Consider the following 16,718-nt stretch of genomic DNA (forward strand, 5'->3'; position numbering starts at 1 on the left):
CGATATCCCCTGTAGGAGCGAGGCTTGCCCGCGAAGGGGGCGGACCTGATTACTCCGGCTTCTGGTAGCTATCAATCACTTCCTGCGCCGCCCGAAACGCATCGATTGCCGCCGGCACACCGGCATACACCGCGCAATGCAGCAGCGCTTCGCGGATTTCATCCACGGTGCAGCCGTTGTTCAGTGCGCCGCGTACATGACCTTTCAATTCCTGCGGGCACTTCAGCGCAGTCAGCGCGGCGAGGGTGATCAGGCTGCGGGTTTTCAGCGGCAAGCCTTCACGATTCCACACGGCGCCCCAGGCGTGTTCGTTGACGAAATCCTGTAATGGCTGGGTGAAATCTGTGGCGTTGCCCAGGGCGCGGTCGACAAAGGCGTCGCCCATCACTTGGCGACGTACTTCAACGCCGGGTTTTTTATGCTCGGTCATGGCAATTCCTTCTTGTGGTGTTGGCGCCGCCAGGCGCGCAGCGACGTGAACAACAAAAATGCCACCAGCGCCGGCAGGATGAAAAACAGCATCAGTTGTTCAAGCTTGCCCGCCAGTGGCATGCCGGTGGTGAACGACAACACGTGCAGGCCGTAAGCCAGGTACAAGCCCAGAAACAGCAGGCCTTCGGCGCGGGTTACGCGATAGCCGGAGTAGAACACCGGCATGCACAGCACGGCGACACCGAGCATCACCGGCAGGTCGAAGTCCAGGGCGTTGGGCGATACGGACAGCGGCGATGGCGCAAGCAGTGCCGTCACTCCGAGCACGCCCAGAAGGTTGAACAAATTACTGCCGATCACGTTGCCCACGGCGATCTCCCGTTCACCGCGCAACGCTGCGATCAGCGATGTCGCCAGTTCAGGCAAGGAGGTGCTGACCGCAACGATGGTCAGACCGATGATCCGCTCTGACAAACCCAGGTCGGTGGCAACCGCCACCGCTGCACCCAGCAACAGATGCCCCGCATACACCAGCATCCCCAGCCCGGCGATGATCATCAGCACGCTGGTGAACCATGGCGCTTCGCCGGTGAGGCTGTGAGCCGATACCGGACGCACAGAATGCCGTGACTGGCGCAGCAACAACGCCAGGTACAGAAGCAATGCCGCCAACAGAACCACACCGTCGGCGCGAGTCAGTTCCTCATTCCACGCCAGTACAAACACCAGCAGGCTGGCACCGATCATCAGGGGAATATCCAGGCGCACCAGTTGCCGCGACACCCGCAGCGGAATGATCAACGCCGAGAGGCCGAGAGTGACCAGGATGTTGAAAATGCTGCTGCCGATCACACTGCCGACAGCGATGTCAGCGTTATGGGTCAGCGTGGCTTGCAGGCTGACGGCCATCTGCGGCGCGCTGCTGCCGAGGGCGACGATGGTCAGGCCGATGATCAGCGGTCGAACATGCAGGCGCGCGGCCAGTCGTACCGCGGCGCGCACCATCAATTCGGCGCCGGCAATCAACAGCACCAGGCCGCTGAGCAATTCGATCACGCTGATCAGGGGTAGGTCGGCTAGTCCGAAAATGGCTGGGGCTCCAAGTGTCAGTCGTCGAGGGCCTGGACGCGAACCCGCGCAGTGCCGCTCCTGAGCATGCCCAAGCGCGCGGCAGCTTCATGGGACAAGTCGATCAAGCGTCCACGGGTATGTGGCCCGCGGTCGTTGATGCGCACCACGCAGGACTTGTCGTTGTTCAGGTTAGTGACCTTCACCCGTGTGCCGAAAGGCAATTGGCGATGGGCGGCGGTCAGGGAATTCTTGTTGAAACGCTCACCACTGGCGGTGCGCTTGCCTTGGTGTTTGGCGCCGTAATACGAGGCAACGCCGGTCTTGTCATAGCCGTGCGGATCGACGATATCGTTGCTGGCGCAACCGGCAAGGAGCGAGAGGAGGGCGCAGGCACTTAGCAGACGCTTCATTAGGTGACCCCATGATCGTTCCCACGCTCCGTGTGGGAATGCAGCTCGTGACGCTCCGCGTCACAAAATAAGCGGACGCAGAGCGTCCAGAGAGGCGTTCCCACGCAGAGCGTGGGAACGATCCCTGTGGTTAGCCTTCGAGCTTGCTTTTCAGCAATTCGTTCACCTGCTGCGGGTTGGCCTTGCCTTTGGAGGCTTTCATGGCCTGGCCGACGAAGAAGCCGAACATCTTGCCGCGCTTGGCTTCGTCTGCTGCGCGGTATTGTTCGACCTGCTCGGCGTTGGCCGCGAGCATTTCGTCCAGCACCGCCGAGATGGCGCCGGTGTCGGTCACTTGCTTGAGGCCACGCTTGTCGATGATCTCGTCGGCACTGCCTTCGCCGTTGGCCATCGCTTCAAACACTACCTTGGCAATCTTGCCGGAGATGGTGTTGTCCTTGATGCGCAACAGCATGCCGCCCAGTTGCTCGGCGGAAACCGGCGACTGTTCGATGTCCAGACCTTGCTTGTTGAGCAGGCTGCCCAGTTCGACCATCACCCAGTTCGCCGCCAGTTTGGCGTCGCCGCCGATGCTCGCGACTTTCTCGAAGTAATCGGCTTGTTCGCGGCTGGTGGCCAAGACGTTGGCGTCGTACACCGACAGGCCGAATTGCGCCTGGAAGCGCTCGCGCTTTTGCGGTGGCAATTCCGGCAGGGTGGCGCGCACGTCGTCGAGGAACGCGTTCTCGATGACCACTGGCAGCAGGTCAGGATCGGGGAAATAACGGTAGTCGTTGGCTTCCTCTTTACTGCGCATCGGACGGGTTTCGTCCTTGTTCGGATCGTACAGGCGTGTCTGCTGGATCACCTTGCCGCCATCTTCGATCAGCTCGATCTGACGCTGGATTTCGCTGTTGATCGCCTTTTCGATGAAGCGGAACGAGTTGACGTTCTTGATCTCGCAGCGGGTGCCGAACTCGACCTGGCCTTTCGGGCGGATCGACACGTTGCAGTCGCAACGCAGCGAGCCTTCGGCCATGTTGCCGTCACAAATGCCCAGGTAACGCACCAGTGCGTGGATCGCCTTGACGTAGGCCACGGCTTCCTTGGCGCTGCGCATGTCCGGCTCGGAGACGATTTCCAGTAGCGGCGTGCCGGCACGGTTCAGGTCGATGCCGCTGGCGCCGCTGAACTCTTCGTGCAGGCTCTTGCCGGCGTCTTCTTCAAGGTGCGCGCGGGTGATACCGACACGTTTGACCGTGCCGTCTTCCAGGGCGATGTCCAGGTGGCCCTTGCCGACGATCGGCAATTCCATCTGGCTGATCTGGTAGCCCTTGGGCAGGTCCGGGTAGAAGTAGTTTTTACGGGCGAACACGTTGTGCTGGCCGATCTCGGCGTCGATCGCCAGACCGAACATCACCGCCATGCGCACCGCTTCCTGGTTCAGCACCGGCAGCACGCCGGGCATGCCCAGGTCGATCAGGCTGGCCTGGGTGTTCGGCTTGGAACCGAACGTGGTGGAACTACCGGAAAAGATTTTCGACCGGGTGGTGAGCTGAGTGTGAATCTCCAGCCCGATCACGACTTCCCATTGCATGTGTGTCTCCTCAGAAGCCGGTTGGGGTGCGGGTGTGCCAGTCAGTATTCAATTGATACTGGTGGGCAACGTTCAACAGGCGGCCTTCCTGGAAATACGGAGCGAGCAGTTGCACGCCGACCGGCAGGCCGTCGACAAAACCTGCCGGCATCGACAGGCCCGGCAGGCCCGCGAGGTTGGCGGTGATGGTGTAGACGTCTTCCAGGTAAGCAGCGACCGGGTCGCTGTTCTTGGCGCCGAGCTTCCAGGCCGGGTTCGGCGTGGTTGGGCCGAGGATGATGTCGACCTCATTGAAGGCCGCCATGAAGTCGTTCTTGATCAAGCGACGGATCTTCTGCGCCTTCAGGTAGTAGGCATCGTAGTAACCGGCGGACAGCGCGTAGGCGCCGACCATGATCCGGCGCTGCACTTCCGGCCCGAAGCCTTCGCCGCGAGAGCGTTTGTACAGGTCGATCAGGTTGACCGGGTTTTCGCAGCGATAACCGAAGCGCACGCCGTCGAAACGCGACAGGTTGGACGAGGCTTCCGCCGGGGCGATCACGTAGTACGCCGGAATAGCGTGCTGCATGTTCGGCAGACTGATTTCCTTGATCACGGCGCCGAGCTTTTTCAGCTCTTCGACACTGGCCATGATCAGGTCGGCGATGCGTGGGTCCAGACCTGCGCTGAAATATTCCTTCGGCACGCCGATGCGCAGGCCTTGCAGCGAGCCGTTTAGGCTGGCGCTGTAATCAGGCACGGGCTCGTCGATGCTGGTGGAGTCGTTCGGATCGAAACCGGCCATGCCTTGCAACAAAATCGCACAGTCTTCGGCGGTGCGCGCCATCGGGCCGCCCTGATCGAGGCTGGACGCGTAAGCGATCATGCCCCAACGCGACACGCGACCGTACGTCGGTTTCAGGCCTGTAAGGTTGGTCAATGCAGCGGGCTGACGAATGGAACCACCGGTGTCGGTGCCGGTCGCCGCTGGCAGCAGACGAGCGGCGACTGCCGCCGCCGAACCACCGGACGAACCACCCGGCACGTGTTCCAGGTTCCACGGGTTTTTCACCGGGCCGTAGTAGCTCGACTCGTTGGCCGAACCCATGGCAAATTCGTCCATGTTGGTCTTGCCCAGGGTTACAGCCCCGGCGGCGGCCAGCTTGGCGACGACGGTGGCGTCGTACGGTGCCTTGAAGTTGTCGAGCATCTTCGAGCCGCAGCTGGTGCGAATACCCTGGGTGCAGAACAGGTCCTTGTGGGCGATCGGCGCGCCCAGCAGCGCGCCGCTCTCACCATTGGCCCGGCGGGCGTCAGCGGCTTTCGCCTGCGACAGTGCCAGGTCTTCGGTGAGGCTGATGAAGCTGTTGAGCTGAGGATCGAGCTGGGCGATGCGCGCCAGCAGGACTTTGGTCAGCTCTTCGGAAGAAAACTTTTTATCGGCGAGTCCGCGGGCGATCTCGGCCAGAGTCAATTGATGCATTGCAGGCTCTTTCCCTTTAGTCGATGACTTTCGGAACCAGGTACAGGCCGTTTTCGACCGCTGGTGCGATGGACTGGTAGGCCTCGCGGTTATTGGTCTCGGTCACGACGTCTGCACGAAGGCGCTGGCTGGCTTCCAGTGGGTGAGCCAGCGGTTCGATACCGTCGGTATTGACCGCCTGCATTTCGTCGACCAGCCCGAGAATGCTGTTGAGGGCCGAAGTGATGTGTGGAAGATCGGCATCATTGAGGCCAAGGCAGGCCAGATGAGCGATTTTTTCCACGTCGGAGCGTTCAAGCGCCATTGGGATTCTCCAGTGGAAAACAAAACGGACGGCGTCCGTGTGTTAGATTGTCGGAACACTACCGCACTTCTACGGTCATAAGGCCGCGATTGTGGGGCTTGGTGCACAGAAAAGCGGCCAATTTAACATATTGGCGCCTTGCCCAAAATCCCTGTCGTTGTTAGAGTTTGCCGCACTTTTTTACCCACGCGTTGCCTAGGGTCCCTTTCCCATGTTCAAGAAACTGCGTGGCATGTTTTCCAGCGATCTTTCCATTGACCTGGGCACTGCCAACACCCTTATTTACGTGCGCGAGCGCGGTATCGTCCTGAATGAGCCATCGGTTGTGGCCATTCGGACACACGGTAACCAGAAAAGTGTCGTGGCTGTCGGCACCGAAGCGAAGCGCATGCTGGGCCGTACGCCAGGCAACATTGCTGCCATTCGTCCGATGAAAGACGGCGTGATCGCCGATTTCAGCGTTTGCGAAAAGATGCTGCAGTATTTCATCAACAAGGTTCACGAAAACAGCTTCCTGCAGCCCAGCCCTCGTGTGCTGATCTGCGTTCCGTGCAAATCCACCCAGGTTGAGCGTCGTGCCATCCGTGAGTCGGCCCTTGGTGCCGGTGCCCGCGAAGTGTTCCTGATCGAAGAGCCGATGGCCGCTGCGATCGGTGCCGGCCTTCCGGTTGAAGAAGCTCGCGGTTCGATGGTTGTCGATATCGGTGGCGGTACCACCGAAATCGCACTGATCTCCCTGAACGGTGTGGTGTACGCCGAATCCGTACGTGTGGGCGGCGACCGTTTCGACGAAGCGATCATCACTTACGTACGTCGCAACTACGGCAGCCTGATCGGCGAATCCACCGCCGAGCGCATCAAGCAGGAAATCGGTACGGCCTACCCGGGCGGTGAAGTTCGTGAAGTCGACGTTCGTGGCCGTAACCTGGCCGAAGGCGTTCCACGCGCGTTCACCCTGAACTCCAACGAAGTGCTGGAAGCTCTGCAGGAGTCTTTGGCCACCATCGTTCAGGCAGTGAAAAGTGCCCTGGAGCAATCGCCTCCGGAACTGGCTTCCGATATCGCCGAGCGTGGTCTGGTGCTGACCGGTGGTGGCGCCTTGCTGCGCGACCTCGACAAGCTGCTGGCCCAGGAAACCGGCCTGCCGGTGATCGTCGCCGAAGACCCGCTGACCTGCGTTGCTCGCGGCGGTGGCCGTGCATTGGAAATGATGGATAAACACACCATGGATCTGCTTTCCAGCGAATAAGTCGCCGGGACGCCTCTATGCTGTTGAGCGCGCAGGCGGCACTTTGCAGTGCTGCCTGTTCGCGTTTATCTTCTGTCACTCTGCATCCAGGCCGGTTTGCTGCCGTATGAATAAAGAGAACATTTGCCTGGGAGGAGCGGCTTATTAAACCGCTTTTCACCAAGGGTCCCTCACTGGGCGTGCGCTTGTTGGTGCTGGTCGTGCTTTCGGTCGCGCTGATGGTGGTCGATGCCCGCTTCACACTGCTCAAGCCAGTGCGTAGCCAAATGTCGCTGGTGTTGATGCAGTCTTACTGGATCACCGACCTGCCGCAGCGGCTATGGCAAGGTGTCGCCAGCCAGTTTGGCAGCCGGACCGAACTCGTCGCCGAAAACGAAAAACTCAAGACTGAAAACCTGCTGTTGCAGGGGCGCATGCAAAAGCTTGCCGCCCTGACCGAGCAGAACGTCCGGCTGCGCGAGTTGCTGAACTCTTCGGCACTGGTCAACGAGAAGGTCGAAGTGGCCGAGTTGATCGGCATGGACCCTAATCCGTTCACCCATCGCATCATCATCAACAAAGGTGAGCGCGACGGTGTGGTTCTCGGTCAGCCGGTACTCGATGCCCGCGGCCTGATGGGCCAGGTGGTGGAGTTGATGCCGTACACCTCCCGCGTACTGTTGCTGACCGATACCACCCACAGCATTCCGGTGCAGGTCAACCGCAACGGCTTGCGCGCAATTGCCAGTGGCACCGGTAATCCGGAGCGCCTGGAGCTGCGTCATGTGGCCGACACCGCCGACATCAAGGAAGGCGATCTGTTGGTCAGCTCCGGCCTGGGGCAGCGTTTCCCGGCCGGATATCCGGTCGCGACGGTCAAGGAAGTGATTCACGATTCCGGCCAGCCATTCGCCATTGTCCGTGCGGTGCCGACTGCAGCACTGAATCGCAGCCGTTACCTGCTGCTGGTGTTCAGCGACACCCGTACCCCGGAAGAGCGTGCCAACGATGCCGCCCAGGCGCAGGAATCCCTGGATGCGCAGGGCGGTGGGCCGGTCATTCCGGCGACCGTGCCCAAACCGGCGCTCGTCCCGTCAGCCGTTGCAGCACCTGCGACACCGACAGCGGCCACACCCGCAGCCCCGGCGACCACACCGCCTGCCGCCACACCGGTCAAGCCAACGGCCACGCACCCGGCCGCCCCTAAACCACCTGCGACCGTACCCGCTGCCGCCAAACCACCGGCCGCTCAACCTGCCGTCGTCAAGCCTGCTGCCAAACCGCCAGTCTCTGCGCCGGCTACTCCTGGGGGACGAGAATAATGGTCGGTGTTACTGCCTCCCGAAATGGCTGGATCGTCTGGCTGACATTCGCCATCGGTTTGCTGCTCAGCGTTTCGCCGCTGCCGCAATTCATGGAAATCCTGCGTCCGCTGTGGCTGGCGCTGTTGCTCGCGTTCTGGGCGTTGGCCTTGCCGCAGAAGGTCGGGATGGTCACCGCGTGGTGCCTGGGCCTGGCCGAAGACGTGCTCTACGGTACGCTGCTGGGCCAGAACGCATTGATCCTGACTCTCATCACTTACCTGGTCCTGGCGCTGCAACAACGTCTGCGGATGTTCCCGATGTGGCAGCAGAGCCTGGTGATACTGGTGATCTTCGGTCTCGCGCAGTTGGTCCAGTTGTGGCTCAGCGCCCTGACCGGTAACCGTCAGCCAACCTTGGCGCTGGTGTTGCCGGCGCTGGTCAGCGCCTTGCTCTGGCCCTGGATCAGCTTCGGTTTGCGCGGATTGCGTCGACGCTACAAAATCAATTAATTCGCTCAGGCATTAGACAGGGAGAGGTCTTGATGAAACGGTTGTACCTCGCCTCTGGTTCGCCGCGTCGGCGTGAACTGCTTACGCAGATCGGCGTACCGTTTTCCGTCATCAGTGCGGATATCGATGAAACCCCTTTGATCCATGAAACCCCGTCGGCCTATGTCGAGCGCCTGGCGCGCGGCAAGGCCGAGGCCGGGCAGCGTACGGTCGTGTCTGACGAATCGTTCTGTGTGCTCGGCGCCGATACCGCCGTGGTGCTCGACGGAAAAATTCTTGGCAAACCGCTTGATGAAGCCGACGCGTGCGCCATGCTGATGATGTTGTCCGGCAACGAACATCAGGTGCTGACCGCAATTGCCGTGCTTGAAGGCGAGCATTGCGAGTCTCGGGTAATTACCAGCCTGGTGCGTTTTCGCCCGATCACGCGTGACGAGGCCGCGGCCTATTGGGCCAGCGGCGAGCCGCAGGACAAGGCCGGCGGCTACGGCATACAAGGGCTGGGCGCGGTGTTTGTTGCCGGGCTCAATGGAAGTTACTCGGCGGTGGTCGGACTGCCGCTGTGCGAAACCTTCGAGGTGCTCGGCCATTTCGGCATACCCTGTTGGCAAACCCATAACGCGCGTTGAGCGTCGTACTGAACAGATGCGGCCATTACCGTGAACATGCCTGAACGAGACCCTGCCATGAGCGAAGAGATCCTGATCAACATCACGCCGATGGAATCGCGCGTGGCGGTGGTCGAAAACGGTGTCCTGCAAGAGGTTCACGTCGAACGCACGCAAAAGCGCGGGATCGTCGGCAACATCTATAAAGGCAAGGTTGTGCGGGTATTGCCGGGCATGCAGGCGGCATTTGTCGATATCGGCCTGGATCGCGCCGCCTTCATTCATGCATCGGAAATTTCCCTGCGCGAGGGTCCGGCGGTCGAAAGCATCAGTGCGCTGGTGCATGAAGGCCAGAGCCTGGTAGTGCAAGTCACCAAGGATCCGATCGGCTCAAAAGGCGCACGGTTGACCACGCAACTGTCGATCCCTTCGCGCTATCTGGTCTACATGCCGCGCACCGCACATGTCGGCATTTCGCTGAAGATCGAGGATGAAGCCGAGCGTGACCGCCTCAAGCAAGTGGTCACCGATTGCGTTGCCAAAGAGGGCATCAAGGAAGCCGGCGGATTCATCCTGCGTACAGCAGCCGAAGGGGCCGGCGCCGATGAAATCCTCATGGACATCCGCTATCTGCGCAGGCTGTGGGACCAGATCAGCGAGCAAATCAAAACCATCAGCGCACCGAGCGTGATCTACGAAGATCTCGGCCTGGCGTTGCGCACCCTGCGCGATCTGGTGAGCCCCAAGATTGAGAAAATCCGCATCGATTCCCGGGAAACGTTCCAGAAAACCACGCAGTTTGTCGCCGAACTGATGCCGGAGATCGCCGATCGTCTGGAACACTACCCCGGCGAGCGGCCGATTTTCGATCTGTATGGCGTCGAAGACGAAATCCAGAAAGCCCTGGAGCGCAAAGTGCCGCTCAAGTCCGGTGGTTATCTGGTGGTCGACCCGGCGGAAGCCATGAGTACCATCGACGTCAACACCGGCGCGTTTGTCGGTCACCGCAACCTCGAAGAAACCATTTTCAAGACCAACCTCGAAGCGGCGACTGCCATTGCTCGTCAACTGCGTCTGCGCAACCTCGGCGGGATCATCATCATCGACTTCATCGACATGGAAGATGAAGAGCATCAGCGCCAGGTGCTGCGCACGCTGGAGAAGCAGCTCGAACGGGATCACGCCAAGACCAACATCATTGGCATCACAGAGCTTGGCCTGGTGCAGATGACCCGCAAACGCACCCGGGAGAGTCTCGAACAAGTGCTTTGCGAGCCGTGCACGAGTTGCCAGGGCCGCGGCAAGTTGAAGACTCCGGAAACCGTTTGCTACGAAATTTTCCGCGAAATTCTCCGTGAGGCGCGCGCCTATCAGGCGGAAGGCTATCGTGTATTGGCGAACCAGAAAGTTGTCGACCGACTGCTCGATGAAGAGTCGGGCAACGTCGCCGAACTCGAAGGTTTCATCGGGCGCACCATCCGTTTTCAGGTGGAAACCATGTACTCCCAGGAACAATACGACGTGGTGTTGCTCTGAGTCGCTGCGTCGTGATTTTTCCACAATGGCTGGCCTCAGCTTTTTGCAAAACATTTGCCATGGGAGCCAACTGACATGGAGCGTCTGACACGCATTTTGGCCGCACTGACCCGCTGGGGTCTGGGCCTGTGCGCGTTGGTTTTGGTGTTGATGGCGTTTTACGTCAGTCTCGGCCGGGAACTGACGCCGCTGGTGGCCGAATACCGCGCCGAAGTCGAAACCAAAGCCAGCGAGGCTTTGGGCATGCCGCTGCAAATTGGCGAGCTGCGGGGCGACTGGAGTGGTTTCGCGCCCATTCTCTCGGCCCACGATGTGACGGTCGGTGTCGGCACCAATGCCTTGCATCTGGAAAAGGTGCGCGCGGTGCCGGACCTCTGGGCCAGCCTCATGGCCCGTGAAGTGCGCATCGCCCATCTGGAACTCAACGGCCTGAAGATCAGCCTCAAGGAAGGCGAGGACGGGCAGTGGGCGCTGGAGGGCTTGCCGGTCAAGGACGATCAGCCGCTGGACCCCGAGCAAATGCTCAATCGCATGCAAATGATCCAGCGCTTGTCGGTGCTCGACAGCCAGGTCACCTTGCAACCGTTTGGTGAGTCGCCGCTGACCCTGACCTACGTCGGCCTGAGCCTGAAAACCGGTGCGGTTCGCCAGCGACTGGATGCCCGCCTGACGTTGCCGGACGGGCAGCCGGTGGCCATTAACCTGCGCACCCGCATTCGCGCGAGTCAGTGGAAGGACGGCGAAGCGCAGGCTTATGTCAGCCTGCCGCAGAGCGACTGGTCAAAATGGCTGCCCGAACGACTGACCCGACAGTGGAATTTCTCCGAGATCAAGGCCGGTGGCGAGGTGTGGGTCACCTGGGGGCAAGGGACGCTGCAGAGTGCAGCGGTGCGCCTGAATGCACCGCAACTCAATGGCGCCTATGCCGAGCGTAAACCCGTCAAGATCAGTAACCTGGCGCTCAACGCCTACTTCCAGCGCAACGCCGAAGGCATGATGGTGACCCTGGATTCGCTGGCCATGAACCTTGGTGAACGTCGCTGGGAAACGCATCTGCAGCTCAAGCAAACCGCGGCCTCCGACAAGTCCGAAGAGCTCTGGCACCTGCAAGCCGACCGCCTCGACCTGACTCCGCTGACACCGTTGCTCAATGCCCTGGCGCCCTTGCCTGAAGGTCTGGCTACAGTGGTTGAACGGCTGAAGGTGACCGGAGGGTTGCGCAACGTTCTGATCGATTTGCGCCCTAACGCCACCGACGACAGCAAGTTCAGTTTCGCGGCCAACCTTGAGCAGGTTGGGTTTGATGCCTATCACGGGGCTCCGGCGGCACGAAATGTAACGGGCAGCATCAGCGGTGATCTTGGGCACGGCGAACTGCGCATGGACAGCAAGGATTTCATGCTGCACCTGGACCCGATTTTCGCCAAGCCATGGCAATACATCCAGGCCAACGCCCGCCTGACCTGGAAACTCGACAAAGAGAGTTTCACCCTGATCGCGCCGTACCTGAAGGTGCTGGGCGAGGAGGGCAAGATAGCCGGTGACTTTCTGATTCGCCTGTTTTTCGATGAAACCCGGGAAGATTACATGGATCTGCGGGTCGGCCTGGTGGACGGTGACGGTCGCTATACCGCCAAGTACCTGCCGACTGTCCTCAGCCCGGCGCTGGACGAATGGCTGCGCACGGCGATTCTCAAAGGGGCGGTGGATCAAGGCTTCTTCCAGTATCAAGGTTCGCTCAACCACGGCGCCGCCGAGACCGACCGCAGCATCAGCCTGTTTTTCAAGGTGCACGATGCCGAACTGGCGTTCCAGCCAGGTTGGCCACACGTCAGCAAGGTCACCGGTGATGTGTTCGTTGAAGACAGCGGCGTGCGCATCCTGGCCAGCAAGGGCCAGCTGCTCGACACCCGGGTCAGCGACATTTACGTCAATATTCCCCACGTACCCCAGGGGCAGAACAGTCATCTGTTTCTCGACGGTGGGTTCGCCGGCGGGTTGGGCGATGGCCTGAAAATCCTCAAGGAAGCGCCGATCGGCACTGCCGAGACCTTTGCCGGCTGGGAAGGCGAGGGTGATCTGCAAGGCAAGCTGAAGCTGGATATCCCGCTGGCCAAAGGTGAACAGCCGAAAATCCAGGTCGACTTCAAAACCGCCAAGGCTCGCCTGAAACTTCCCGAGCCCCCTCTGGAGCTGACTCAACTCAAAGGCGATTTTCGTTTTGATAGCACCAAGGGGCTAAGCGGGCAGAACATCACCGCCCGGGCTTTCGATAAACCGGTGAGCGCGCAAATTTTTGCCGATGGCCGTGAAGGCAAGCTCAATACCCGGGTCGTGGCCTCGGGGCAGGTTGAAGTGAAGAAACTCACCGAGTGGCTGAGCGTTACCCAGCCGTTGCCGGTCAGTGGCGTGATCCCGTATCAGCTGCAACTGACACTGGATGGTGCCGACAGCCAGTTGATGGTCAACTCCAGTCTCAAGGGCGTTGCCGTCGATCTGCCCGCACCTTTCGGCCTGACAGCAGAGGAGGGGCGAGACACGACATTTCGCATGACGTTGCAGGGCGCAGAGCGGCGTTACTGGGTGAACTACGGTCAGCTGGCGAATTTCACCTTTGCCGCACCGACGGGCAACTTTAACAACGGCCGTGGTGAGTTGTTCCTCGGCAACGGCGACGCGGTGTTACCCGGCGCTAAAGGATTGCGTATTCGCGGAGTGCTGTCGGAGCTGGATGTCGGCCCCTGGCAGGATCTGGTCAATAAATACGCCGGACAGGATCCGGGCGGCAGTGCCAAGCAGCTGCTCAGCAGCGCCGATTTCAAGGTCGGCAAACTTAGCGCGCTCGGCACCACGCTGGATCAGGCTTCCCTGCAATTGACGCGCAAGCCGTCCGCCTGGGCCTTGCAGCTCGACAGCCAGCAGGCCAAGGGCAGTGCCACTATTCCCGATGCGAAAGCCGCGCCGTTGGTGGTCAACTTGCAATACGTGCGTTTGCCGGCACCTGATCCGACGGTACTGGCCGACGAAAACTCCCCGGACCCACTGGCCTCAGTCGATCCGACGAAGATTCCGGCGCTGGATATCACCATCAACCAGTTGTTCCAGGGCAACGACCTGGTCGGCGGCTGGTCATTGAAGATTCGTCCGACGCCTAAAGGCATTGCGTTCAATTCGCTGGACATGGGCCTGAAGGGCATTCTGTTGCAGGGCAGTGGTGGCTGGGAAGGCGTGCCCGGTTCCAGCACAAGCTTTTTCAAGGGCCGGGCCAGCGGCAAGAACCTCGCTGATGTGCTCAAGGGCTGGGGCTTTGCACCGAGCGTCACCAGCCAGGAGTTCCATATGGACGTCGATGGGCGCTGGCCGGGATCGCCAGCATGGCTGGCGACCAAGCGCTTCTCGGGCACGCTGGACGCCTCACTCAAAGAAGGCCAGTTTGTCGAAGTAGAAGGCAGTGCCCAGGCTTTACGTGTGTTCGGCCTGCTCAACTTCAATTCCATTGGTCGCCGCTTGCGTCTGGACTTCTCCGACCTGTTCGGCAAAGGCTTGAGCTATGACCGGGTCAAAGGCTTGCTGGAGGCAAACAACGGCGTGTACGTCACGCGTGAACCGATCCGCCTGACCGGCCCGTCGAGCACCATCGAGCTTGATGGCACTTTGAACATGGTCGCCGATCAGATCGACGCGAAACTGCTGGTGACCTTGCCGGTGACCAACAACCTGCCGATTGCCGCGCTGATCGTCGGAGCACCAGCCATCGGTGGTGCGCTGTTTCTGATCGACAAGCTGATCGGAGACCGCGTGGCTCGCTTCGCCAGTGTGAAGTACACCGTCAAGGGGCCGTGGAAAGAACCGAAAATCACCTTCGACAAGCCGTTTTGAGTTTCTTTTTTGAAAAGGCGCTCGGCAAATCAATGGAGTAGCATGGCCGCATACGTTTCCAGGAGTGCGCCATGTCTGTAGCGGTGATTCAAATGGTCAGCCAGAGCGATGTGCTGGCCAATCTGGTCCAGGCCCGACGCCTGCTCGAACAGGCTGCGAAGGCCGGGGCTGTGCTTGCCGTGCTGCCGGAAAACTTCGCTGCCATGGGGCGCCGCGACATTGCCGACATCGGCCGCGCCGAGGCCCAGGGCGAAGGCCCGATCCTGCCATGGTTGAAACAGACCGCACGTGACCTCAAGTTATGGATAGTGGCCGGCACTCTGCCGTTGCCGCCGGTGGATCAACCGACGGCCAAGGTGCATGCCTGCTCGCTGCTGGTCGATGATCAAGGCGAAACAGTGGCGCGCTACGACAAACTGCACCTGTTCGACGTCGACGTGGCCGACAATCGTGGCCGTTACCGTGAATCCGATGACTATGCTTATGGCAGTGGCGTCGTGGTCGCGGACACGCCGGTTGGCCGGGTTGGCCTGACAGTCTGTTATGACTTGCGCTTCCCGGAGCTCTACAGCGAATTGCGCGCAGCCGGCGCAGAGTTGATTACCGCGCCATCGGCGTTCACCGCGGTGACCGGCGCGGCGCATTGGGATGTGCTGATTCGCGCACGGGCCATCGAGACCCAGTGTTATGTGCTCGCGGCCGCCCAGGGTGGGACGCATCCAGGGCCGCGGGAAACGTTTGGCCATGCTGCCATCATCGACCCGTGGGGCCGGGTGCTGGCGCAACAGGATCAAGGCGAGGCCGTGCTGCTGGCCGAACGCGATAGCAGCGAACAGGCGTCCATCCGGGCGCGGATGCCGGTGTCCAGTCACCGGCGCTTTTTCTCGCAGGGCGCCCAGCGACCTGCCTCAGAACGATGAATTTTAAGGCGTAAAGCATATGAGCGAGTTGTTGTCCTCAGTCAGTGAACATCTCCTGGCGCCTGGCGGCGTAACAATCGAAAGCCTGCAAGGCGTGCTCGGCGACCTGGCCGGGCCGGGCATCGATGCCGCCGACCTGTATTTTCAGGGGCAGATTTCCGAGTCCTGGGCGCTGGAAGACGGCATCGTCAAGGAAGGCAGTTTCAACCTCGACCAAGGGGTTGGCGTGCGGGCGCAATCGGGAGAGAAAACCGGTTTTGCCTACAGCAACGCGATCACCCTGGAAGCCTTGGGTGCGGCGGCCCGTGCTGCCCGTTCGATTTCCCGGGCGGGACAGAACGGCACCGTACAAGCGTTCACCACGCAAGATGTCGCTCAGCTGTACGCTCCGGACAATCCGTTGGAAGTGCTGACCCGCGCCGAGAAAGTCGACCTGCTCAAGCGCATCGATGCCGCGACCCGTGCCCTCGACCCGCGTATCCAGCAAGTGACCGTGAGCATGGCGGGGGTCTGGGAGCGGATTCTGGTGGCATCCACCGATGGTGGTCTGGCGGCGGATGTGCGGCCGCTGGTGCGTTTCAACGTCAGCGTGATCGTTGAGCAAAATGGTCGACGCGAGCGCGGCGGCCATGGTGGCGGTGGTCGTACCGATTACCGCTATTTCCTCGCTGAAGACCGCGCCATGGGGTATGCCCGTGAGGCACTGCGTCAGGCGCTGGTGAATCTCGAAGCCATCCCTGCGCCGGCCGGTACGCTGCCGGTGGTGCTCGGCTCCGGTTGGTCCGGCGTGCTGCTGCACGAAGCGGTCGGTCACGGCCTGGAAGGCGATTTCAACCGCAAGGGCAGCTCGGCCTACAGTGGGCGCATGGGCGAGATGGTTGCGTCCAAGCTTTGCACCATTGTCGATGATGGCACCCTGTCGGGGCGCCGCGGATCCTTGAACGTCGACGACGAGGGCACGCCGACCGAATGCACCACGCTGATCGAAAACGGCGTCCTCAAGGGCTACATGCAGGACAAGCTCAACGCGCGTCTGATGGGCGTCGCCCGAACCGGTAACGGTCGCCGCGAATCCTACGCGCACTTGCCGATGCCGCGCATGACCAACACCTACATGCTCGCCGGCGAAAGCGATCCGCAGGAAATCATCGCTTCGGTGAAACGCGGCATCTACTGCGCGAACCTTGGCGGCGGGCAGGTGGATATCACCAGCGGCAAGTTTGTGTTTTCCACCAGCGAGGCGTACCTGATCGAGGACGGCAAGATCACTGCGCCGGTCAAAGGCGCGACCTTGATCGGCAACGGTCCGGAAGCCATGAGCAAAGTGTCGATGGTCGGCAACGATCTGGCGCTGGACAGTGGAGTGGGGACGTGCGGCAAGGATGGGCAGTCGGTGCCGGTAGGTGTCGGCCAGCCAACGCTGAAGATTGATGCGATCACCGTGGGTGGCACGGGCGCATAAGACGTGAAGCTTCGGGT

At 60.9% G+C, this 16,718-nt stretch carries 14 protein-coding genes; 8 read left to right on the forward strand and 6 right to left on the reverse strand.

The window, feature by feature from the left end; genetic code table 11:
* Positions 1–49 precede the first annotated feature (49 nt).
* The 6 genes from D8U73_RS27290 to gatC all read right to left on the reverse strand — a co-directional run bounded on the left by D8U73_RS27290 (position 50) and on the right by gatC (position 5,255).
* A complete protein-coding gene (locus D8U73_RS27290) occupies positions 50–430 on the reverse strand; it encodes a carboxymuconolactone decarboxylase family protein (protein ID WP_056855011.1) in 381 nt (126 codons plus the stop codon).
* Positions 427–1,488, reverse strand: coding sequence for a calcium/sodium antiporter (locus tag D8U73_RS27295; RefSeq protein ID WP_130906262.1), 1,062 nt, complete (start codon positions 1,486–1,488; stop codon positions 427–429). The genes D8U73_RS27290 and D8U73_RS27295 overlap by 4 nt, the downstream gene beginning before the upstream one ends.
* 50 nt (positions 1,489–1,538) lie before the next feature.
* Positions 1,539–1,913 carry a septal ring lytic transglycosylase RlpA family protein gene (locus tag D8U73_RS27300; RefSeq protein WP_056855013.1) on the reverse strand — a complete coding sequence of 125 codons (375 nt, stop codon included), beginning with the start codon at positions 1,911–1,913 and terminating at the stop codon, positions 1,539–1,541.
* Positions 1,914–2,043: 130 nt separating this feature from the next.
* Positions 2,044–3,489 (reverse strand): Asp-tRNA(Asn)/Glu-tRNA(Gln) amidotransferase subunit GatB, encoded by a 1,446-nt coding sequence (gatB, locus tag D8U73_RS27305; protein ID WP_130906263.1) that lies wholly within the window; start codon positions 3,487–3,489, stop codon positions 2,044–2,046.
* Between the two features lie 10 nt (positions 3,490–3,499).
* Positions 3,500–4,951 (reverse strand): Asp-tRNA(Asn)/Glu-tRNA(Gln) amidotransferase subunit GatA, encoded by a 1,452-nt coding sequence (gene gatA / locus D8U73_RS27310; RefSeq protein ID WP_056855015.1) that lies wholly within the window; start codon positions 4,949–4,951, stop codon positions 3,500–3,502.
* A 16-nt stretch (positions 4,952–4,967) separates the two neighbouring features.
* Complete coding sequence (gatC, locus tag D8U73_RS27315; protein ID WP_007976465.1) at positions 4,968–5,255, reverse strand: Asp-tRNA(Asn)/Glu-tRNA(Gln) amidotransferase subunit GatC; 288 nt, start codon at positions 5,253–5,255, stop codon at positions 4,968–4,970.
* A gap of 211 nt (positions 5,256–5,466) precedes the next feature.
* On the opposite strand from gatC, the gene mreB reads away from it, so the two are divergent.
* The 8 genes from mreB (at position 5,467) to tldD (ending at position 16,701) form a co-directional block, all read left to right on the forward strand.
* A complete protein-coding gene (mreB, locus tag D8U73_RS27320; protein ID WP_002555108.1) occupies positions 5,467–6,504 on the forward strand; it encodes a rod shape-determining protein MreB in 1,038 nt (345 codons plus the stop codon).
* Positions 6,505–6,647: 143 nt separating this feature from the next.
* Entirely contained in the window at positions 6,648–7,805 is a 1,158-nt protein-coding gene (gene mreC, locus D8U73_RS27325; protein ID WP_130906264.1) for a rod shape-determining protein MreC, read from the forward strand.
* Positions 7,805–8,296 carry a rod shape-determining protein MreD gene (gene mreD / locus D8U73_RS27330; RefSeq protein WP_056855017.1) on the forward strand — a complete coding sequence of 164 codons (492 nt, stop codon included), beginning with the start codon at positions 7,805–7,807 and terminating at the stop codon, positions 8,294–8,296. Before mreC ends, mreD begins: the two co-directional genes overlap by 1 nt.
* A gap of 32 nt (positions 8,297–8,328) precedes the next feature.
* The gene (locus D8U73_RS27335; protein WP_130906265.1) at positions 8,329–8,925 is read left to right on the forward strand and encodes a Maf family protein; all 597 of its coding nucleotides are present in this window, start codon (positions 8,329–8,331) and stop codon (positions 8,923–8,925) included.
* A gap of 57 nt (positions 8,926–8,982) precedes the next feature.
* Complete coding sequence (gene rng, locus D8U73_RS27340; RefSeq protein WP_056855019.1) at positions 8,983–10,440, forward strand: ribonuclease G; 1,458 nt, start codon at positions 8,983–8,985, stop codon at positions 10,438–10,440.
* Between the two features lie 75 nt (positions 10,441–10,515).
* Entirely contained in the window at positions 10,516–14,319 is a 3,804-nt protein-coding gene (locus D8U73_RS27345; RefSeq protein WP_130906266.1) for a YhdP family protein, read from the forward strand.
* Positions 14,320–14,390: 71 nt separating this feature from the next.
* A complete protein-coding gene (locus tag D8U73_RS27350) occupies positions 14,391–15,239 on the forward strand; it encodes a carbon-nitrogen hydrolase family protein (protein WP_130906267.1) in 849 nt (282 codons plus the stop codon).
* A gap of 19 nt (positions 15,240–15,258) precedes the next feature.
* Entirely contained in the window at positions 15,259–16,701 is a 1,443-nt protein-coding gene (tldD, locus tag D8U73_RS27355; RefSeq protein ID WP_056855022.1) for a metalloprotease TldD, read from the forward strand.
* Positions 16,702–16,718 lie beyond the last annotated feature (17 nt).

Origin of the sequence: Pseudomonas sp. Sample_22 (assembly GCF_004307635.1) — a bacterium.
In the GTDB taxonomy this organism is placed as follows: Bacteria; Pseudomonadota; Gammaproteobacteria; order Pseudomonadales; family Pseudomonadaceae; genus Aquipseudomonas.